General features: G+C 28.6%; 22 protein-coding genes and 1 pseudogene. All 23 read left to right on the plus strand.

What is annotated here, in order from left to right; translation table 11 throughout:
* Positions 1-579, plus strand: a 579-nt coding sequence (locus tag KYD98_RS15925) for a PD-(D/E)XK nuclease domain-containing protein (RefSeq protein ID WP_219781041.1), incomplete at its 5' end; no start/stop codon positions are given.
* Between the two features lie 369 nt (positions 580-948).
* On the plus strand, positions 949-2,190 hold the full coding sequence (locus KYD98_RS15930) for a sensor histidine kinase (protein WP_219781042.1): 1,242 nt from the start codon (positions 949-951) through the stop codon (positions 2,188-2,190).
* 15 nt (positions 2,191-2,205) lie between these two features.
* On the plus strand, positions 2,206-2,943 hold the full coding sequence (locus tag KYD98_RS15935; RefSeq protein ID WP_219781043.1) for a response regulator transcription factor: 738 nt from the start codon (positions 2,206-2,208) through the stop codon (positions 2,941-2,943).
* Positions 2,944-3,268: 325 nt separating this feature from the next.
* Entirely contained in the window at positions 3,269-4,933 is a 1,665-nt protein-coding gene (locus KYD98_RS15940; protein WP_219781044.1) for a propanediol/glycerol family dehydratase large subunit, read from the plus strand.
* 17 nt (positions 4,934-4,950) lie between these two features.
* Positions 4,951-5,526, plus strand: coding sequence for a propanediol/glycerol family dehydratase medium subunit (locus tag KYD98_RS15945; RefSeq protein ID WP_219781045.1), 576 nt, complete (start codon positions 4,951-4,953; stop codon positions 5,524-5,526).
* 21 nt (positions 5,527-5,547) lie between these two features.
* Positions 5,548-5,970: a diol dehydratase small subunit gene (locus KYD98_RS15950; protein ID WP_219781046.1), complete on the plus strand. Its 423-nt coding sequence runs from the start codon at positions 5,548-5,550 to the stop codon at positions 5,968-5,970.
* A 30-nt stretch (positions 5,971-6,000) separates the two neighbouring features.
* Positions 6,001-7,839, plus strand: coding sequence for a diol dehydratase reactivase subunit alpha (locus tag KYD98_RS15955; protein WP_219781047.1), 1,839 nt, complete (start codon positions 6,001-6,003; stop codon positions 7,837-7,839).
* Complete coding sequence (locus tag KYD98_RS15960; RefSeq protein WP_219781048.1) at positions 7,839-8,198, plus strand: glycerol dehydratase reactivase beta/small subunit family protein; 360 nt, start codon at positions 7,839-7,841, stop codon at positions 8,196-8,198. Before KYD98_RS15955 ends, KYD98_RS15960 begins: the two co-directional genes overlap by 1 nt.
* Positions 8,199-8,219: 21 nt before the next feature.
* The gene (locus KYD98_RS15965; protein ID WP_219781049.1) at positions 8,220-8,732 is read left to right on the plus strand and encodes a cob(I)yrinic acid a,c-diamide adenosyltransferase; all 513 of its coding nucleotides are present in this window, start codon (positions 8,220-8,222) and stop codon (positions 8,730-8,732) included.
* Positions 8,733-8,749: 17 nt separating this feature from the next.
* Positions 8,750-9,175 carry a GlcG/HbpS family heme-binding protein gene (locus tag KYD98_RS15970; RefSeq protein ID WP_219781050.1) on the plus strand — a complete coding sequence of 142 codons (426 nt, stop codon included), beginning with the start codon at positions 8,750-8,752 and terminating at the stop codon, positions 9,173-9,175.
* Between the two features lie 131 nt (positions 9,176-9,306).
* Positions 9,307-10,464, plus strand: coding sequence for an iron-containing alcohol dehydrogenase (locus tag KYD98_RS15975; protein ID WP_219781051.1), 1,158 nt, complete (start codon positions 9,307-9,309; stop codon positions 10,462-10,464).
* Positions 10,465-10,597: 133 nt separating this feature from the next.
* On the plus strand, positions 10,598-11,308 hold the full coding sequence (locus KYD98_RS15980) for an MIP/aquaporin family protein (RefSeq protein WP_219781052.1): 711 nt from the start codon (positions 10,598-10,600) through the stop codon (positions 11,306-11,308).
* Positions 11,309-11,357: 49 nt separating this feature from the next.
* Positions 11,358-11,474, plus strand: a pseudogene (locus KYD98_RS18520) (HRDC domain-containing protein); the annotation flags it as partial.
* A 202-nt stretch (positions 11,475-11,676) separates the two neighbouring features.
* Positions 11,677-12,438, plus strand: coding sequence for a HipA family kinase (locus KYD98_RS15990; RefSeq protein WP_219781053.1), 762 nt, complete (start codon positions 11,677-11,679; stop codon positions 12,436-12,438).
* Positions 12,414-12,875 (plus strand): hypothetical protein, encoded by a 462-nt coding sequence (locus KYD98_RS15995; protein WP_219781054.1) that lies wholly within the window; start codon positions 12,414-12,416, stop codon positions 12,873-12,875. The genes KYD98_RS15990 and KYD98_RS15995 overlap by 25 nt, the downstream gene beginning before the upstream one ends.
* Before the next feature lie 493 nt (positions 12,876-13,368).
* Entirely contained in the window at positions 13,369-14,085 is a 717-nt protein-coding gene (locus tag KYD98_RS16000; protein WP_219781055.1) for a CoA transferase subunit A, read from the plus strand.
* Positions 14,086-14,097: 12 nt separating this feature from the next.
* On the plus strand, positions 14,098-14,751 hold the full coding sequence (locus KYD98_RS16005) for a 3-oxoacid CoA-transferase subunit B (protein ID WP_219781056.1): 654 nt from the start codon (positions 14,098-14,100) through the stop codon (positions 14,749-14,751).
* A 318-nt stretch (positions 14,752-15,069) separates the two neighbouring features.
* The gene (locus tag KYD98_RS16010; RefSeq protein ID WP_219781057.1) at positions 15,070-16,134 is read left to right on the plus strand and encodes a hypothetical protein; all 1,065 of its coding nucleotides are present in this window, start codon (positions 15,070-15,072) and stop codon (positions 16,132-16,134) included.
* A gap of 350 nt (positions 16,135-16,484) precedes the next feature.
* Positions 16,485-17,183 (plus strand): lipoprotein BA_5634 family protein, encoded by a 699-nt coding sequence (locus tag KYD98_RS16015; RefSeq protein ID WP_219781058.1) that lies wholly within the window; start codon positions 16,485-16,487, stop codon positions 17,181-17,183.
* A gap of 12 nt (positions 17,184-17,195) precedes the next feature.
* Positions 17,196-17,888: an ABC transporter ATP-binding protein gene (locus tag KYD98_RS16020; RefSeq protein ID WP_219781059.1), complete on the plus strand. Its 693-nt coding sequence runs from the start codon at positions 17,196-17,198 to the stop codon at positions 17,886-17,888.
* Between the two features lie 14 nt (positions 17,889-17,902).
* A complete protein-coding gene (locus tag KYD98_RS16025; protein WP_219781060.1) occupies positions 17,903-20,344 on the plus strand; it encodes an ABC transporter permease in 2,442 nt (813 codons plus the stop codon).
* Positions 20,345-20,366: 22 nt separating this feature from the next.
* Positions 20,367-21,056 carry a response regulator transcription factor gene (locus KYD98_RS16030; protein ID WP_219781061.1) on the plus strand — a complete coding sequence of 230 codons (690 nt, stop codon included), beginning with the start codon at positions 20,367-20,369 and terminating at the stop codon, positions 21,054-21,056.
* Positions 21,057-21,077: 21 nt separating this feature from the next.
* Entirely contained in the window at positions 21,078-22,304 is a 1,227-nt protein-coding gene (locus KYD98_RS16035) for a sensor histidine kinase (protein WP_258049880.1), read from the plus strand.
* The last annotated feature ends 174 nt before the right edge of the window (positions 22,305-22,478 follow it).

Raw genomic sequence — 22,478 nt, forward strand, 5'->3', positions numbered from 1 at the left:
TGGAATTTCATGTTCTTTACTGGGTACTTTAAAAAAGTTGGTGAAAGAATGGATGAAGAAGACAATCATTATATAAGTTTAAAAATACCTAATAAAGAAGTTAAATATATTTTTAAGAATAAGATTCTAAAATGGTTTCATGATAAGGTTAAGGTAAAGGATTTATCTAAAATGTATAAGGCTATATTTAATAAAGATGTTGAAACTTTTCAAAAAGAATTAAATTTAATGCTTAGACAAACTATAAGTTTTAATGATGCTTATGAAAATTTTTATCATGGATTTACTTTAGGAGTATTGGCTAACATGCATGACTTTTTAGTAAAGTCTAACAGAGAAGCTGGAGATGGCAGGAGTGATATTTTTATAAAATCACTTTCAATATTTGAACCATGTGTAATTTTAGAACTTAAGGTATGTGATAAACCTAAAGATATTTTTAAGAAATGTGATGAAGCATTAGCACAAATTGATGAGAAAAATTATGAGGAAGAACTTAAAGAAGAAGGATATGAAAATATAATTAAATACGGAATTTCATTTTATAGAAAAGATTGTGTAATAAAAGTTAAGGAATAAAAGTTATATTTAAAGTAAAGAACTTGTAAAATAGTGAATAGATTAAAAAAATGCTAATAGAGCTTAATTAGTTTTAAGTTTTATTAGCATTTTTAATTTATTTTTGGGGTTTATATTATTTAGGAAATTCATCTTATTATTTGGTATGAGATGGATATAGTTTTAAGAAAAATAAAGAAATTCATATGAATTTAATTAAGGATTTGCAAAGGATAAAATGTGTAGATTTAAGACAAAAATACTCGAATTATAGATTGATAATTAAAATTTACAATTTACATATGAAAAATAATATAATAAAATTAAATAAAATCATTAAAAAATTATTGCAATAATGCACATGAGATATAAAAGAAAGAAGATGAAAATATGAAAAAAACATTACATTTAAAAGATGCTATTGATATAAATGCTTTTCAGAAAATACAAGATGATATATCAGATGCTACAGAAATGTCTATAATAACTGTTGATTATATGGGAAAGTTAGCAACTAAGCATAGTAGATGTAGTGAATTCTGTAAGCTTATGAGGGAAAGTGAATCATATTCTCAGTTGTGTGAACGTTGTGATTCACGTGGTGGTTTAGAAGCGGCTAGATTAGAAAAGCCATATATATATATATGTCATAAGGGATTAATAGATTTTGCTACTCCTATAATAGTTAATGGTCAGTACTTAGGCTCAGTAATGGCAGGTCAAGTGTTAATGGAAGAGCATTCAAATGTTGAATTAGAGAAAATAGTAAATGTAGAAAATGATTTTGATGATTTAAAGAAAGAGGAAAAAGAAAAACTGTTAAAAGCTTATAATAATTTGCCTGTAGTTAGTTTTAAAAGAATACAGGCAGTGGCACAAATGATGTTTCACATAAGTAACTATATCGTAGAAGAAGCTATATCAAAAATAGTTCAAAGAGAACTAGATGAAAAAAAAGTCAAATTTGCAGAAACTAAAAAAGTGCAAGCAGAGTTAGAAAAAGAATATAAGGCATCTCAATTAAAAGCACTTCAATCTCAGATAAATCCACATTTTTTATTTAATGTATTAAATAGCATATCATCTTTAGCTATAGTTGAAAATGCACCTAAAACTCAAGAGGTTATATATAATTTATCTAATATGCTAAGATATACATTGAAAAAGGTAAATAAAATTGTTAGTTTAGAAGAAGAGTTTGACTATATAAATTCATATTTAAATCTTCAAAAGGTAAGATTTTCAGATAGATTAAATTATGAAATTAATATTGACAAACAATTTAAATATATAAGAGTACCTTTTATGGTTATTCAAACTTTTGTAGAAAATTCTGTTGTACATGGACTTGAGACAAAAGAAGAAAGTGGTTATATAAAAATTTTTGTAGAAGATGCAGAGGATTATGTAATAGTACATATTGAAGATAATGGTACAGGTATACCTAAAGAGCAACTTAATTTAATGCAAGAAGAACTACAAATAAGAGATGATAATAATTTAGATAAAATAGGAATAAATAATGCAAATAAAAGAATGGCTTATTATTATGGAGACGAATATAAAATAGAAATAACTAGCAAAATAAGAATAGGAACTTTAGTAAAAATAACTATTAAGAAAGAAGTTTAGCTAGGAGTTGAATAAATGCTTAAAATAATGATTGTTGATGATGAAATTTTAGAAAGACAAGCTTTAGGAATGATTATAAATAACTCAGATTGCGGAAGAGTTATAGCGGAAGCTTGTAATGGAAGAGAAGCTATAGAATTAGATAGGAAATTTAATCCCGATGTTATAATAATGGATGTTAAAATGCCTGGAATAGATGGAATAAAAGCATCACAAATTATAAAAGAACAAAACAAAAATAAGATTATTATAATGATAACAGCTTATGATGATTTTGAATTAGTACGTAAAGCATTAGTGCTAGGAGTAGATGATTATATTTTAAAACCAATAAAACCAAGTGAATTAATAGGTGTTATAAATAATATCTTTGTTAATTTAAAAATTAACAAAGATGATTGTATAGAAAAATCAGTAAGTGAGAGCAAGGAATTGCCTATTAAAGCAGCTATAGAGTATATACAGGATAACATTGGAGAAAATGTGAGTTTAGAAAAAATGGCATCTATGTGCAACTTAAGTCCTTGCTATTTTAGTAGAGTATTTAAGAAATCTCTTGGAGTTACTTTTATTTCATATGTTAATGAGACAAAAATAAATAGGGCGAAAGAATTGCTTGAAAATACAGATATACCAGTGCTTAATGTAGCTTTAGATTTAGGATTTGATGATTGCGGGTATTTTATAAGAGTATTTAAAAAATCACAAGGGCTTACACCTAAAAAGTATAGAGAAGTACATAAAGTCCAATAATTTTATATAAGGCCACTTTATCAAATTATGTAAAGTAGGTGATTTTATTATATTTTTGCACAAAAACATCTTTTTAAAGTTTAAAAAGATGTTTTTTTTGTTGGAATAAACTTTAAATTTTATTCTATAGGATTATTTTTAACAAGATAGACAAAAAAGTCCAATTAGTACTCATGAAAATCAAACAATAAAGTTCAAGAACAAAGCAAGAATTTGTGATGGAATTTAGGTGGATGTATATTATAATCTAAACATCACATCGATAAAAAAATAACAAAGTTTAAATATAATTTTTACAAAGTTATGTTAAAGGGAGGAAATATAAGTGAAATCAAAAAGATTCCAGGTTTTAGCAAAACGTCCTGTAAATCAAGATGGTCTTATTGGAGAATGGCCAGAAGAGGGGTTAATAGCGATGAACAGCGCTAATGATCCAAAATCTTCAATAAAAATTGAAAATGGAAAAGTAGTAGAGTTAGATAACAAAAAAAGAGAAGACTTTGATATGATAGATAGATTTATAGCTGACTATGCAATCAATTTAGAAAATGCAGAAAACGCTATGAGTTTAGATTCAGTAGAAATAGCAAGAAAACTTGTAGATATAAATGTTAGTAGAGATGAGATAGTTGATATAACAACATCTATAACACCAGCTAAGGTAGTAGAAGTTATGTCACACATGAATGTTGTTGAAATGATGATGGCTCTTCAAAAAATGAGAGCAAGAAAAACACCTTCAAATCAATGTCACGTTACAAATTTAAAAGATAATCCAGTTCAAATTGCAGCAGATGCAGCAGAAGCAGGAATAAGAGGTTTTTCAGAACAAGAAACTACAGTTGGTATAGTTAGATATGCTCCATTTAATGCATTAGCAATACTAATAGGTTCTCAAGTAGGGCGTGGAGGAGTTTTAACTCAATGTTCAGTTGAAGAAGCTACAGAACTTGATCTTGGTATGAGAGGACTTACAAGTTATGCAGAAACAGTTTCAGTATACGGAACTGAAGCAGTATTTACAGATGGAGATGATACTCCATGGTCAAAGGCGTTTTTAGCATCAGCTTATGCTTCAAGAGGTCTAAAAATGAGATATACATCAGGTACAGGTTCAGAAGCATTAATGGGATATTCAGAAGGAAAATCAATGCTTTACCTAGAGTCAAGATGTATATATATAACTAAAGGGGCTGGAGTTCAAGGACTTCAAAATGGTGCAGTTAGTTGTATAGGTATGACAGGAGCAGTTCCATCAGGAATAAGAGCGGTATTAGCTGAAAACTTAATAGCAGCAATGCTTGATATAGAAGTTGCATCAGCAAATGATCAAACTTTCTCACATTCAGATATAAGAAGAACAGCAAGAACATTAATGCAAATGCTACCAGGAACAGATTTCATATTCTCAGGATATAGTGCAGTTCCAAACTACGATAACATGTTTGCAGGTTCAAACTTTGATGCTGAAGATTTTGATGATTACAATGTTCTTCAAAGAGATTTAATGGTAGATGGTGGATTAAGACCAGTATCAGAAGAAGAAACAATTGCAATTAGAAATAAAGCAGCAAAAGCAATACAAGTAGTATTTAGAGAATTAGGTTTCCCAGCGATAACTGATGAAGAAGTTGAAGCAGCAACTTATGCTCATGGAAGTAAGGATATGCCTGAAAGAAACATAGTTGAAGACTTAAAAGCAGCAGAAGAAATGCTTAAGAAGAGAGTAAATGGATTAGATATAGTTAAAGCATTAAGCACTGGTGGATTTGATGATGTTGCAAGCAACATATTAAACATGCTTAAGCAAAGAGTAACTGGAGACTACTTACAAACATCAGCTATATTAGATAATGATTTTGATGTTATAAGTGCAGTTAATGATAAAAATGATTATATGGGTCCTGGAACTGGTTATAGAATTAGTGAAGAGAGATGGGAAGAAATAAAGAACATCCCTAATGTAATAAAACCAGAAGATATAGAGTAAGGGTAGAGGTGAGCAATATGGAAAATACAACAAATCAATATGTTATACCAAAGCTTCAGCTTACTGAAGTAGGAGAAGCAAAAGTTGGAACTAAGGTAGATGAAGTTGTTATAGGATTAGCACCAGCTTTCCTTAAGTTTCAAAGTAAAACATTAGTTAACATATCACACAGCGATATATTAACAGAAATTATAGCAGGAATAGAAGAAGAAGGATTAAAGGCTCGTGTTGTTAGAGTAGTAAGAACATCTGACGTTTCATTTATATCAAATGATGCAGCTAAGTTAAGCGGATCAGGAATAGGAATAGGAATACAATCAAAAGGAACAACAGTTATTCATCAAAAAGACTTACTTCCTTTAAATAATTTAGAATTATTCCCACAAGCACCACTATTAACATTAGAGACTTATAGATTAATAGGAAAGAATGCAGCAAAATATGCTAAGGGAGAATCACCAACACCAGTTCCAACAAAGAACGATCAAATGGTTAGACCTAAGTTTATGGCAATAGCAGCACTATTCCACATAAAAGAAACTAAGCATGTAGAAATTGGAGCAAAACCAATAGAAATTGAAGTTAAATTTTAATTTGAAGGGAGAATAACTTTTATGGAACAAAGAAAAATGAATCCACAAGATTATCCTTTGGCTACAAAAAGACCTGAAAGTATAAAGACACCAACAGGAAAAAATCTACAAGATATAACTTTAGAGAATGTATTAAAGGGAGATATTAAACCAGAAGATGTTAGAATATCACCAGAAACTTTAGAAATGCAAGCTCAAATTGCTGAAGGTATGAAAAGAGATGCTATAGCTAGAAATTTTAGAAGAGCGGCAGAACTTATAAAGGTTCCAGATGATAGAATTCTTGAAATATACAATGCATTAAGACCATATCGTTCAACAAAAGAAGAACTTTTAGCAATTGCTGAAGAACTTGAAACAGTTTATGGCGCAAAAGTTAATGCAGATTTTGTAAGAGAAGCTATTGAAGTTTATGAAAAAAGACAAAAGTTAAGACAAGAGTAATTATTAGCTTTGAATTAAGGAGGAAAGTTAATGAAAATAATTGCAGGTGTAGACATTGGTAATGCTACAACGGAAGTAGCATTATCAAAAGTTGAAAATGGAAAAATAAAGTTTCTTTCAAGTGGTATAGTTCCAACAACGGGAATAAAAGGCACTGAAGAAAACATAGATGGAGTATTTTCCTCTTTAAAAGGAGCTTTAAAAAAAGTAAATTTAGAACTTAAAGATTTGAACTTGGTTAGAATAAATGAAGCAGCACCAGTTATAGGTGATGTTGCTATGGAAACTATAACTGAGACTATAATAACGGAATCAACAATGATTGGACATAATCCATCTACTCCAGGTGGTGTAGGTACTGGAATAGGAAAAACTATATATATTGAAGACTTAGACAACTTAGACATAGATAAGATTGAAGAAAATCAATTTATTCCGTTAATTTTAAGTAGAGTTAACTTCTTAGAGGCTGCAGCTAGAATTAATGCTGCAACTCAAAGAGGAATAAATATAACTTCAGCGATAGTTCAAAGAGATGATGGAGTTCTAATTAATAATAGATTAGAAAAGAAAATCCCTATAGTGGATGAAGTAACACTTCTAGAAAAAGTTCCAGTAGGAATGAAAGCAGCAGTAGAAGTAGCTGCACAAGGTGATGTTGTTGAAACTTTATCTAATCCATATGGTATTGCTACAGTTTTTAACTTAACATCAGAAGAAACAAAAATGATAGTACCAATATCTAGAGCTTTAATAGGAAATAGGTCTGCAGTAGTAATTAAAACACCTAAAGGTGATGTTCAAGAAAAAAGTATACCTGCAGGTAAAATCCATATAAATGGATTAAAAAGAAAAGAAGTTGTAGATGTAGAACATGGTGCAGAAAAGATAATGGATGCAGTTAATTTATGTGTTCCAATTCAAGATGTTAAGGGTGAATCTGGTACAAATGCTGGCGGAATGCTAGAAAGAGTAAGACAAGTAATGGCAAATCTTACAAAGCAAAAAATATCAGATATCACAATTCAAGATTTATTAGCAGTTGATACATTTATACCTCAAATGGTAAAAGGTGGACTTGCAGCAGAATTCTCAATGGAAAATGCAGTAGGAATAGCAGCTATGGTTAAAGCTGATAAACTTCAAATGCAGATGATTGCAGATAAATTACAAGAACAATTAAATGTTCCTGTTGAAGTTGGTGGAGTAGAAGCTGATATGGCTATAAGAGGAGCATTAACAACTCCAGGAAGTAGTACACCACTTGCAATCTTAGATATGGGAGCGGGATCTACTGATGCATCAATAATAAATAAGCAAGGAGAAATTTGTTCAATCCATTTAGCTGGAGCAGGTAACATGGTAACTATGCTTATAAAGTCAGAACTTGGATTAGAGGCTTTCAGTTTAGCAGAAGATATTAAAAAGTATCCATTAGCAAAGGTGGAAAGTTTATTTCATATAAGACATGAAGATGGGACAGTAGAGTTTTTTGAACAGCCATTAGATCCAGAAGTTTTTGCTAAGGTTGTAATCTTAAAAGATGGAATGCTTGTTCCAATAGATGGACAAAATTCTTTAGAAAAGATTAAAAATATAAGAAAATGTGCTAAAGAAAAGGTATTTGTAACTAACTGCCTAAGAGCATTAAGAATAGTATCACCTACAGGAAGTATAAGAGACATTGAATTTGTTGTATTAGTAGGTGGATCTTCGTTAGATTTTGAAGTTCCTCAATTGGTAACAAATGCTTTATCACAATATGGAGTAGTAGCTGGAAGAGGAAATATAAGAGGTTCAGAAGGACCAAGAAATGCTGTAGCTACAGGACTTGTATTAGCTTATGATGGAAATGGAGAAGGTAAGTAATGGTGATGAGACATTTTGAATATGACAAGCCAACCATATGTCTTTATCATTCTTCAAATTTAGAAGATTTAACTAAATTCAATGAAATTTTATGGGGATTAGAAGAAGAAGGAATACCTTGTAAGGTATTAAGCAAAGAAGACTCTTTAAATTCAGAAGATTTAAGTTATATGGCTTCACAAGATTCAAAATTAGCAGTAGGTATAGGAATTGATAACAGTGGAAAAGTAACATTGACTTTAAATAAACTAAAAAAAGATAAACCGTTGTTTACTATTAGTCTTGATGATGACGATAAAGCATTAAGAGCTTTAGGTGCTAATGCAGGAAGATTAGTTAAGGGGATTGCTTTTAAGTAAAGTATAAGGAGTAGTTGTATTATGAAGATTTATACTAAAACAGGTGATAAAGGAACTACCGCTTTATATGGTGGCAGCAGAGTTGATAAGGATAGTTTAAGAGTTGAAGCATATGGAACTATTGATGAAGTTATTTCATTTATTGGATTGGCTTATGCTGAGAGTGAAGATAAAGAAGAGAGAGATGCACTTGAAGAAATACAAAGAAAATTATTTGTATTAGGTGCAGAACTTGCTAGCGATGAACAGGGATTTACATATTTAAAAGAAGTAATAACAGATGAAGATATAGAAAAACTAGAAGTTTTAATAGATAAATATATGAATCTTGCAGGACCTTTTAAAGGATTTGTAACTCCAGGAAAAAATAAAATGTCAGCAGCTTTACATGTAGCAAGAACTGTAGCTAGAAGAGCTGAAAGAAGAATTGCTACACTTTGTAAAGAAGAAGATGTGCGTGAGCAGGTTAAAATGTATGTAAATAGATTATCAGATGTTTTATTTGCATTTGCTAGATATGAAGAAGAAAAATAGTTTAGGAGGATGAAGATATGAAAAAGTTAAATGAAATTAAACAATTAAGCTTAGAAATAGTTAAGGAAATGGCTAAAGCAGCTGAGGAAAAAGCAGCTAGCATAAATGTACCAGTAATTTTTGCAGCAGTAGATGCTGGAGCAAACTTAATGTTAATGCACAGAATGGAAGATGCTTTCATAACAAGCATTGATATAGCAATAAATAAAGCTTATACAGCAGCATGTTTAAAACAAGGAAGCCATGGAATTGCTGAATGTGTACAACCTGGTCAAAGTCTTTATGGACTTCAACTTACAAACAATTGCAGAATCGTTCCATTTGGTGGTGGACTACCAATAATAGTTGATGGAAAAGTTGTAGGAGCTGTTGGAGTAAGTGGTGGAACTGTAGAAGAAGATATGGCTATAGCTCAAGCTGCAGTAGATGCTTTTAATAAGTAAAAGACATCTAAAATATAGTTTTATATAAGATATTTTAAAGTTAAATATCTATAGTATTAATAATGCAAATATATTTTAAATTAATATATAAAAGATTAAATATATAATTAACTAATTAGGAGGAATTTACAATGAGAATGTACGATTATTTAGTACCAAGCGTTAACTTTATGGGCGCTGGATGTGTAAAATTAGTAGGAGAAAGATGTCAAATATTAGGCGGAAAAAAAGCCCTAATAGTAACAGATAAATTCTTAAGAAACATGGAAGGTGGAGCAGTAGAATTAACTGTTAAATCATTACAAGAAGCTGGAATAGAAGTTGCATACTATGATGCAGTTGAACCAAATCCAAAAGATACAAACGTTGCTGATGGATTAAAAATATTCAAAGATGAAAACTGTGATATGATAGTTACAGTTGGAGGCGGAAGTGCTCATGACTGTGGTAAAGGTATTGGTATAGTTGCTACTCATGAAGGAGATCTTTATGAATATGCTGGAATAGAAACTTTAACAAATGCTCTTCCACCAATAGTTGCAGTTAACACTACAGCTGGAACAGCAAGTGAAGTTACAAGACACTGTGTTATAACTAACACTAAAACTAAAGTTAAATATGTTATAGTTAGCTGGAGAAACTTACCATTAGCTTCATTCAACGATCCAGAATTAATGGTTAAAAAACCTGCTGGTTTAACAGCTGCTACAGGAATGGATGCATTAACTCATGCTATCGAAGCTTATGTATCAAAAGATGCAAACCCTGTAACTGATGCTGCTGCTATACAAGCAATAAAATTAATATCAAACAACTTAAGACAAGCAGTTGCTTTAGGTGAAAACTTAGTAGCAAGAGAAAACATGGCATACGGTTCATTATTAGCTGGTATGGCATTCAACAATGCTAACTTAGGATATGTTCATGCTATGGCTCACCAATTAGGTGGATTATATGATATGCCACATGGAGTAGCTAATGCTATGCTTCTTCCACACGTTGAAAAATACAACTTAATATCAAACCCACAAAAATTTGCTGATATAGCAGAATTCATGGGAGAAAATATACAAGGATTATCAGTTATGGAAGCAGCAGAAAAAGCTATCGATGCTATGTTCAGACTTTCAACTGATATCGGAATTCCTACAAGCTTAAAAGAAATGGGAATAAAAGAAGAAGATTTCGAATACATGGCTGAAATGGCATTAAAAGATGGAAATGCATTCAGTAACCCAAGAAAAGGAAATGAAAAAGATATAGTTGAAATATTCAAAGCTGCATTTTAAGATAATAAAAAAGTAGATTAATACATAACTATTATTAAAACCCCTTTACTTTTAAAGGGGTTTTTTAAATGAAATTATATAAATTCATAAGATAAATTAATAAAAAACATAAGATTGTAGGAGGACTAATATAATGAACATGACAACATTTTTTGCAGAAATGTTTGGAACTTTAATATTAGTATTATTAGGAGATGCAGTTGTAGCTAACGTAATACTTAAGAAAACAAAAGGTTATAACTCAGGATGGATGGTTATATCAAGTGGATGGGCTGTAGCGGTTGCAATTCCAGTATATATGTTTGGAAATATTAGTGGAGCACATTTTAATCCAGCAGTTACAATAGCACTAGCGACTGTTGGAAAATTTGTATGGGCAGATGTTCCAATGTATATAGCCGCACAACTTATAGGAGCATTTATAGGAGCAGCTCTAGTTCTTATTTCTTACTATAATCATTTTGAAGCAACTGAAGATCAAGCTACAAAATTAGGAGTGTTTTGTACAGCGCCAGAAATAAGAAAACCTGTATTTAACTTTATAACTGAGTTTGTAGGAACATTTATATTAATTTTTGCAATAATGGGAGCAACAGCTCAACCATTTGTAAATGGAACTCAGCCAGTAGCTATAGGAGTAATAATATTAGCAATGGGATTATGTTTAGGTGGTCCAACAGGATATGCGATAAACCCAGCTAGAGATTTAGCACCAAGACTTGCTCACTTTTTATTACCAGTACCAAATAAAGGTACTTCAGATTGGGGTTATGCTTTGATACCAGTAGTGGCACCAATATTAGGAGCAATAGCAGGAGCTTTAGTTTACGTAAATATATTCTAGGATTTGTTTTATTAGAGTGTTTGTATATGAATGAGTTAAAGAATATAGATATAATAAGTCAAAGGCAGAAGAAATACAAGCATATATGGTATTTACTAACGATGTATTAAATCAAATAGTTGAAAAGTGTCCTAAAAACCAAGATGAACTAATAATTATAAATTAAGAAAAATGCTAATAGAGCTTAATTAAGTTTAAGTTTTATTAGCATTTTTAGTGCAGTTTTAAAGAAGAGATAGTTAAGGTATTTGATTTTTAATATTGTAATATAGCACATTCTATGGTTTTAGGTTTAATAATAAGATATTTTTGGATATAATAGAGGTAATATAATTGATGGATTAAATAAAATTTTAAGGAGTTATGATATGGAAGAGAGCAATATAAGAAATTTTATAAATAGTTCCTCTCTTGGGGTATATACAAAATATATAAAAATTGTAGATGGTCAGAAATATTTAGTTAAGTCAGGTAGAGGTGATGGAAAAAGCAAATCTTCTATATTAGAACCTATAACTGAATGTATATGCTATGAGTTAGCTAATTTAATGGGAATTAATTGTGCTGAGTATACGTTAGAAGAAGTTGATGATGAATTAGTATCAATCTCAAAATGGTTTTATGATGAATCTAAAGAAAAATTTTATAGTGCCAATAAATTAATGAGAATATTAGGAATAACAAGAGATGATCTATATAATAAACTTATAAGTAATATTAAAAATGTAGAAATAGATTTAAATAATATGATTTTATATGATTATATAGTAAATAATACAGATAGACATTTGAAAAATTTTGGATTTTTAGTTAATGGAGATAATGTAAAATTTGCTCCAATTTATGATAATGGTTTAGCATTAGGATCACATTTAGATGATGAAGAAATAGAAAATGAGGATCTTGAAGATTTGATACTGGATTCTGACTATGCAAAATGTTTTGAGACAAGTAATAGAAAACAATTAGACTTGGTTAAAAATTATACGTTAAATTTAGAGATTGATTATGAGAGAGTAATAATAAAATATGCACATTACCTTAGTGAAAAAAGAGTTGAATTTATATTAGAATTACTTAAACATAGAATTGAGGAGGCGAAGAGATGCTTATTCCAAAATCAAAATTAGAGACTGTAGAATTAATGAATGAAGAATATTATTTAGGAGATCTATCTTATGATTTAGTATGTGATGAATATAGTTTTAAGAAAAATGAAGAGATTGAGGATCTTAGCTTGTATCCTGCTGAATTTTATGGACTATTTACTAGAAAAATTAGAAAAGTTCCAAGTGAAGTAATAAGAGAATTTATTGTTGATAGAATAATACCATATAATAGAATGAATTTAGATTGTTATTTAGAATACTATAATTTAGAATATTGGGATGAATGGGAAGTGTTTTTAGCAGCAAAGGGAATGTGTTTTTTAGATACCTTTTGGATAAGAAAAGATAAAAGTGAAAGTTATAAAAATCATATTAGATTTACTAACTCTGTTAGAGATGATTTACTTACAGAAGAGTATTTTATTAATAAGAAATTTGCTAATATAAAAAATTTCTAAGGTGGTGTTTTGCCACCTTAGATTTTGGTTTAATAATAAGATATTTTAGGATATAATAGAGGTAATATAATTGATTATTGTAAGGATATGAAAATATAATTAAATACGAAATTTCATTTTATAGAAAAGATTGTGTAGTAAAAGTTAAGGAATAGAATTTGTGAAATATATAAAATACTAAATTATAAACTTAAACATAATTGGTGTTAAAATATGCTGGATAAGATGGCTGAATAAAAGTAGCTATTTTATCCAGCATTTTTTATTAGGTTTTTACTAATGAAAGGATTAGTTATATTAACTAATAGAAATTTAAGATTAATCATAAATATGAGATAGATAATAAATTATTTGAGATTATTGGATGAAATTAGAATAAAAATTATTATATAAGAATAATAATAATTTAAGGGTTAAATCTCTAAGATATGAAGAGGAATTTTAAAATAAATAATCAATCTTAGCTTATAAAATTTTGGAGGTGTATAGAGAAATGACAAAGATTAAGACAATACAAGAAGCTGTAGAAAATATTAAAGATGGAATGAAAATTATGACAGCAGGTTTTTTAGGAATAGGTGCTCCATTAAATATGATAGATGCATTATCAGAGGCAAATGTTAAGGATCTTACACTTATTCAAGCTGTATCAGCTCATTCAGGAGAAACTCATGATGTTGGCAAGCTTGTAGCAAATAAACAAATTAAAAAGTTTGTAGGTTCACATATTGGAACTTGTCCTGAAATACAAGAACAATACAATGCAGGTACATTAGAAGTAGAATTTATACCTATGGGAACTATAGTGGAATGTATAAGAGCTGGTGGAGCTGGACTTGGTGCAGTTGTAACGCCAACTGGTCTTGGAACTGAAATTGAAAAGGGAAGGGATAAAATTACTATAGAGGGAAAGGAATATTTAGTATTTCCAGCAATAAAGGCAGATGTTGCACTAATTAAAGGATATAAAGCTGATAAACTTGGTAATATCGTATATAGAGGAACAACTAAAGGAACAAATACCAATATGGCACTTGCAGCTGATTTAGTTATAGCTGAAGTAGATGAAATTGTAGAAGTTGGTGAAATTAAACCTGATACTGTTGGAACTCCAGGAATATTGGTAGATATAATAGTTCAAGGAGACTCTTTTGAAGATAGAAGAAAATATTTTGAAAATTTATGGACAAGAACTAACAAAATGAAATAGGGGTGATAAATCATGAATAGTAAAGAGATAATTGCAAGAAGAATTGCAAAAGAGTTTAAAGAAGGAATGGTTGCTAATTTAGGATTTGGTATACCTAATATGGCTGCAAACTATTTACCAAAAGGAATGGAAATAATACTTCAATGTGAAAATGGTGCATTGAAATTTGGTGCAACCCCAAGCAGAGGTGAATCTGATCCAGACTTAGCTAATTCTGGTGGAGCCCCAATTACTTTATTAAAAGGAGCATCAACATTTGAAATGGATCTATCTTTTGCAATAATAAGAGGTGGACATGTTGATATAACTGCATTAGGTGCTTTAGAGGTTGATCAAGAAGGAAATATTGCAAATTGGAAGATACCAGGAGTTTTTGCACCAGGTATGGGAGGTGCAATGGATCTTTTAGTAGGAGCAAAATATGTAATAGCTGCTTTAACTCATAATGATAAAAAAGGTAATTCAAAAGTGCTAAAGAAATGCACATTACCTTTATCAGCTAAAAAGTGTGTTGATCTTATAATTACTGATAAAGCGGTTATGAAGGTTACAGATAAAGGATTAGTATTAATGGAAGTGGCACCAGGTGTAACTGTTGATGAAGTAGTAAAGATAACTGATGCTGATTTAATAATAGCTGATGATGTTAATGAAATGAAAATATAATATAATATAAAGAAGAGTATGTTTAAGTTAAATAAGAAATTATAATAAATATCTTAAGTCACATTTGATGTGGCTTTTTTTCATTATATATAAGAGTATTGAAATCAGATAAAAAAATCTTAATATTTAATAAGTGACAATTTAATGTTTATAATTATTATGGTAAACAGTATATGCTAAATGTTTTATCTTAATGATACAATATGTATTATATGGAATGTAATGAATATAATTCAAGTTAATACAATATTAGACGACATATAAATAGGTATAAAAATAATATGTTCTAATTAAGTTATTATACAGGGGGTTAGGAGTATGCAAATTAATAGTACAACAAATTTAATGCAAATTAAATTTGATACAAGTCAAGCTTTATATATTGAGAATAACAATATTAAAGAAGAAAACGTTAAACCACATCGAATAATATTTATACCTGGTGAAGATATAGATAATGAAAAATGTGTAGGGAAAGATGGTAAGAGTTTTGATGTGGTTAGCTATTATAAGGTTGATGGAGAAAATTTAGATAAAGATTATATTGATGTGTTTTCTTATAAAGCTCAAGAAAAAGATGTAAAGTGCTATGATTATTATGTAAATAATTTTGTGGCTAAAATAACTAAAAATTTTAGTGATAGCACTAGTTTAAAAAATGATAAAGAATCATTAAAAAAGGGAATAGAGAATCTTATTACTGAGATGAAGGAAAATACATCAAAGGGTATTTCTAATGATATAGAAAATTTAAATACTAAGTTCAATGTAAATGGAGTAGATTTTACCTTTAAAGAATTGATGAATTCTTCAAAAGTTATGGAATATTCTAATTCTATTCTAGTTAATGTAGGAAGTGGTTTGGATTATGAAAATTATGCAGAAATGGGAATAGCTAAAGGTAAGATAAGTACTTATGCAGAAAAAAATTTAAATGTATATCAGCAAAAATTACTTAATGATACTATGTCAGCAAGAATAGAAAATATTATAAATTCAGTGCCAGAAAAAGTAGATGAAACATTTAAAAAATCTATAGTTATAGATAATAATAATGAGTTTTATTCTATGAAGAATATACAAGGTGCTACTAATATAGAATATGCACGAAAAATTATGAATACTTTTGCAAATGTAGATTATTCAAATACAGAAAGTTTTGAAAAAGCCATAAATGAATATAGAACTCTTATAAAACCTGTATTAGAATCAGCTGGTATTAAAAATATTGGAAGAAATCAATCTTTAACAGATACAACTAATTATAATATTAAAAGATTCAAATCTTTATTTGATGAAAGTTATAAAAGAGTTTTTTTATCAGCCGCTGAAGTTAGAAAAAAGTTTGGAAATTCAAAAAATGTTATAGATATTTATAGATAAATTCAAAAAATTATTAATAATACTAAAAAATAGAGGGAAAATCGTAATAGATTATCCCTCTATTTTTTAGTATTAAATCTAATCTTACTAATTAGTAAGATTAGATTTAATACTGTAAGATTAGCGTTATGGTTTTAAAGTGATAATAATAATAAAATAAGTAACATAGTAAACAATAAGACAAGGAGGGGGAAATGTTATGAAGAAAGTATTAGATGTAATGGTGGTAGTTGTTTTAGTTGTATTTGCTGGTTGGGATGAAAGTAATTTTGAAATAAAAGCTTAATTAAGACATATTAAATACAAAAAAATTATTATAGATAAAATAAAAAATTTAGGAGATGATGTTTATGAAGAAAATAAGTAAATGGATTATAGGAGGAATTGTTTTAAGTACAATTTTTGTATCAGCTTCACAAGGGCTACAGTATTATTTAAAGGGACCTAAAATGCCTATTAATGCAATTTTAGTAAGTGGAAATAGTAAAGATGTTAATCAAGCAAAGGAATTTTATAAGGGAAATACTAAATATACCAAGGATTATAAATTCAAGCAGATTGTTGAGGAAAAAAAGGAAGTTGCAGATAATGGTGAAGAAATTACCATGACCAATAAAAAGATATTGCTAACTAAAAGTACAGTTAAAGAAATGATAAAAGATCAATTATTCCGTATTAGAAATGCAGAAGATTCTGGTATACATACTGAGTTACTTACTGAGATGCCAAATATCGATTCAGATAAGAGTATTATTTTGGGAAGTGATTATTATAAATCAATAAATAAGATAGATGTAAGTGGGGTAGAGATACCAGTTGAATATGGTTGTTATTCTTGGTTTGGATATCTTCCACAAGAGGCAGAGCGTATAATAGTGGATGATAAAACTTATAAGTCTATAGAAGGAAAAGAAGTTGATATGAGTCTTATAAGATTTAAAAAGAGTAATTTAGATTTAAGAAATATGAAAGATCAATTAAAAATTAAAAATGAATTATCAGATGTTTCAGATAATATAGATGTAAATTATGCCTTAATAAAGGATTAAGAAGGTGCAGATATGGAAATTTTAAGAGTAGATAATTTAACAAAAATTTATGGTGAAGGTGATAATAAGGTTGAAGCTTTAAAAAATATAAATCTTTCTATAAATAAGGGAGAGTTTGTTGCTATCATAGGAGCATCAGGATCCGGAAAAAGCACTTTGCTTCATTTGCTAGGTGGTTTAGATAGACCAACATCAGGAAAAGTGATAATTGATGAAAAAAGTATTTTTGATTATAAGGATGAGGAGCTATCTATATTTAGAAGAAGAAAAGTGGGATTTATTTTTCAGTTTTTCAATTTAATTCCTATTCTTGATGTGGAGGAAAATATTGAGTTACCTGTTATTTTAGATAATGAAAAAGTTGATAAGGACTATCTAGATGAGATTATAAAAATACTTAATTTGCAAGATAGAAGAACTCATCTACCATCAGAATTATCAGGAGGGCAGCAACAGAGAGTATCGATAGGTCGTGCACTTATTAATAAGCCAAGCATTATATTAGCAGATGAACCTACAGGAAATCTTGATTCAAAAAATACAAGAGAGGTTATTGAGTTACTTAAATTTACTGCTCGTAAGTTTAATCAAACTCTTATATTAATTACTCATGATACTAATATAGCCTCTATGGCTGACCGTGTAATTACAATAGAAGATGGAACAATAATAGAAGATAGAAGTTTAAGTAGCAATAAAGGATAAGGGGGAGAGGTGTTTTGATAGATAATTATAAAATTATGAGTACACGATATCTAAAGCAGAATAAGAAACGTACTATTTTAACTCTTATAGGTATTATTTTATCACTGTCTCTTATTGCTACTATTGGACTATTTGTTAAAAGTGGTGAAATATCTCAAGTTGAGAATGTTAAATATGAGATGGGATATTCATTTCATTTATCATATAAAACATATACAGATGAGATTTTATCAAAGATAGATAATAACCCTAATGTTGAACGTTTTGGTATAATGAGTTTAGGTGAGCGTGTGCCGTATAATAGTATTTTAATAGAAGAATATTTTATGAATAAAGGTGCTACTGAATTCTTTAAATATAGTATTAAAGAGGGGAGTATGCCACAAAATAATAGTGAAATTTGTATAGATGAATGGGGAAAGGATCACATTAAAGAGGGGTTGAAAATTGGAGATACTTTAGATGTTAAAGGAAATCAATATAAAATAGTAGGCTTTCTGAAAAATGATGAGTACTATCAACGTGAAAAAATTTGTAGATTAATAACCTTTAGTGCTTCACCAAAAAATGGACAATTAATGGTAGAGATAAGCCCTAAGGCTGATTTTGAAGGAACTTTAAAAAATCTTTCTAATTTAACAAATAAGGAAAATTTAATAAGTAATGAGCCTCTTATTAGAATAAATAAATTAGGCTCAAATAAGAATTTGATTGTAGCAGCAGGTATTGCAATTACTATTGTACTTTGCGCAACAATAATTGTTATATATAATTCTTTTCAAATTAATGTTGCAGAAAGGGTAAAACAATTTGGACTTCTTAGAAGTATAGGGGCTACCAAAAAACAAATCAAGAACATTGTTTTTAGAGAAGCTACAGTTCTCCTTTTTATTGCAATACCAATAGGTCTTGTTATAAGTATTGGTGCTATATATAGCATAAACTTTATCTTTAAATTACTTTTAAAAGAAAGTAGCCCAATTTCATTAGTAACTATTGATATGGGAGTATTAATAATAAGTAGTATAATTACAATTCTTGCAGTTTATATATCAAGTTTAATACCTGCCCATTTTGTGGGTAATATTTCTCCTTTAGTGGCTGTAAGCAGTCGTGTAATTATAAAAAAAGAAGTCATTAAAAGACGAAAATATCCATTACTTAAGAGAATATTTAATTATAAGATGTTAATGGCAATAAAAAATATAAGGCGTAATCCATCTAGGTGTCAAACAATGATTTTATCAATTGTTGTAAGTTCTGTTTTATTTATTACTTTTACTTCACTTATGAATCAGGTATTTACAATTAAAAGTCCAAGTGAAAGTTATAAAATTCTTGATTTAGATGTTGTAAAATCATCAGATGATAGGGATATACAATTAAATAGTAATGAACTGACATTTGATAATTTGTCAAAAGAAATCCAACGTTTAAGCAATGTAGAGAAAACCTATATTAAGTATAAGGATGTAAATACTTATATAGATATACCTTTAGAGAAAAGAATTAAGGAAGCGGGAAATATTTTTCAAAAACAAAAAGTTGGAGATGAATATAAGAAGGTTTTAGATACAAAGGTTAAGTCATATGATGAAGAAGCATTGCAAAAAATTAACCAATATATATTAAGTGGAGAGATAGATATTAGTAGATTAAATTCTGAAAATGGAATAATTCTTGTAGACAATGGTAAAGCAAGAGATTATAATACGAATAAACTCTACATTGGAAAGCTTACTAACTATAAGGTTAATGATGAAATTGTTATTTTTAAAGATAATAAAGAATTTAAATTTAAAATACTGGGTATTATTAAAGATGATATTTTTGAACGAGATGATTCTCCAAATGTTTTAGAACTTATTACATCAAAACAGATAGCTGAAAATATTTTAGCTGAATCACCAGAGGTTCAAAATTTAAGTGTTTCCTTAAAGGATAAGTCTTTAAATTTAAAAACAACTACAGAAATAAATAATATTTTAAATAATAATTCTTCTTACAGTGTAATTAATTATGTGGATATTAATGATACTCAAAAAAACTCTATGATTATGATTCAAGTACTTGTATATGGATTTATATCTGTAATTGCATTAATAAGTAGTATAAATATTATTAATACAATTACAATGAATATAACTTTAAGACGAAAAGAAATTGCAATGTTAAAATCAATAGGCATGTCACAAAAAGATTTAAAAACAATGATTAGATATGAAGGAATGTTTTATGGGATTTTTGGTGGAGTCATAGGATCAGTTATTGGGTGTGCTTTATCCTATAGTATATTTAATGTTTTATCAGATGTTGTTTCAATGCAGTGGAAGATGCCTTTAGGTTTAAGCATAATAACTATTTTAGTAGCTATGGCAATAAGTTATTTATCTACATTAATTCCTATGAGAAAAATTGAAAAATATAATGTAATTGAAGCAATTAAAGAAGAATAATAAATAAAGGTGGGGTTCTAATATGATAAAAATACTATTGGTAGAAGATGATTCAGCGTTAGGATATGCGTTAGAATTTTCATTGTTGGATGAAGGTTATGAAGTAGTAAAGGTTACTTCACAGAATGAGGCTGAAGAAGTTTTTAATAATAGTTTCAACTTAATTTTATTAGATGTGAACCTACCAGATGGAAGTGGATATGATTTTTGTAAATTTGTAAGGCTAAAATCTAAAGTGCCGATAATATTTCTTACTGCACTAGATGATGAAGTAAATATTGTCATGGGTTTAGAAATAGGAGGAAACGACTATTTAACTAAGCCCTTTGGCTTTAGGGAATTGCAAGCAAGAATAAAGGTTCAACTGCGTTCAATGCAAGAAGAACGAGCTAATGAAAAAGTTATAAGTGAAGATATTGTTGTTAACATAGTAAAAACTCAAGCTTTTAAGAATAATGAAATTTTAAATTTAACTGCATTAGAATATAAATTACTAATATTATTTATGAATAACCCATTAAAAACAATGAAACGAGATGATATTTTAGTAAGTATATCTAAAGAACAAGAAGCTTTTTTTGATGAAAATACTTTATCTGTATATATAAAACGTCTAAGAGAAAAAATTGAGGATGATCCTAAAAATCCTAGATATATTTTAACTCAGCGTGGTCTTGGTTATAGATGGAATATTGAAGTAAAAACTCAATGATAGGATTAGGAGTGGATTATAATGAGATCAGTTTTTATTAATTCAGAAATAAAAAAAAGCACTCTTGTTTTAACTATAATGCTTACTATATTTATAGCTATTCAAGGAGTGATATATTTTAGTTACACAAATAATACAAAACAGATATATATTGATGTTGTTGGCAGTGTTATTGCTAAAGCTGTAGAACTAGAACCTAATATGGAAAAAGATTTGATTCCATTAGTTAGTAAGAAGATTACAGTAGAAGAAAAATTAAAGGGAGCTGAATTATTAAGAAAATATGGAATAACCAGTAAATTAAACAGAGATTTATTCCCTAATTATACTCAGAATTTTGGAATAATATTTAGTAGTGTTTTTTTTGCAATAATCTTATTAGTTTTTAATTATTTGCAATTTAGTTATTTTTTTAATAAGATAAGAAAGTTAACTTTGGCAGCAAATAAAATATTGGATAAAGAATATAGCATTTTAATTAATGAAGATACTGAAGGAGATTTTGCAAAACTATCCATAGCTTTTAATAAGGTACGTAGTATTATAAGAAATAATATTAATACTATTGAAAAGGAAAAAATATATCTGGTAGAAGTTCTTCAAAATATTTCACATCAATTAAAAACTAGACTTTCAACAATGTTACTTTATAACGATATATTATTAAATAGGAAGTTAACGGAAGAACAAAGACAAAATTTTATTGAGGACAATGGAAAACAACTTAGTAAGATGAATGAGATAATACATAGTATATTGAAATTAGCTAAGTTAGATGCAAGTGCTATTGAATTTTATAAAAAGGAACATAACTTAAATAAAACAATAGAAGAAGTTGTTTTCACATTAAAATCTTTTGCTGCTGAAAAAGAGCTTGAGATAAATTTAATAAATAATGATTCTATAGATTTTCTTCATGATAAGCTTTGGATTCAGGAAGCTATCACAAATATAGTTAAAAATGCTATTGATCATACTAAGCCTAAAGGAATTATAGATATAAGTTTAATTAATAATCCTGCTTATTATAGGATTATTATTAAAGATACTGGAGAAGGTATTGAACAAGAAGAAATTGTGAATATTTTTAAACGTTTTCATAAGATAAAGCATTCTAACAAAAGTGATTCTGTTGGAATAGGATTAGCAATTTCCAAGAGTATTATTGAAGGTCATAATGGTTATATTGATGTAAAAAGTGAAAAAGGGATAGGCACAAGTTTCAATATAACATTTATGAAATATTAGTTTATAAGTAAAATCTCAAGTTACATCCTTAAAAATATAGAGGACTAAGGTGAAGTTATGTATGAAAATATATTTAAACTAATAAAAATAAGAGATTTATAAATAAAGAATAGAGTAGTTTTTTGCACCAACTTTAATAGTATATGATGCAAATGTGATTTTTAGCAAGATTGT

The sequence above is a fragment of the Clostridium weizhouense genome (assembly GCF_019431045.1).
In the GTDB taxonomy this organism is placed as follows: domain Bacteria; phylum Bacillota; class Clostridia; order Clostridiales; family Clostridiaceae; genus Clostridium; species Clostridium weizhouense.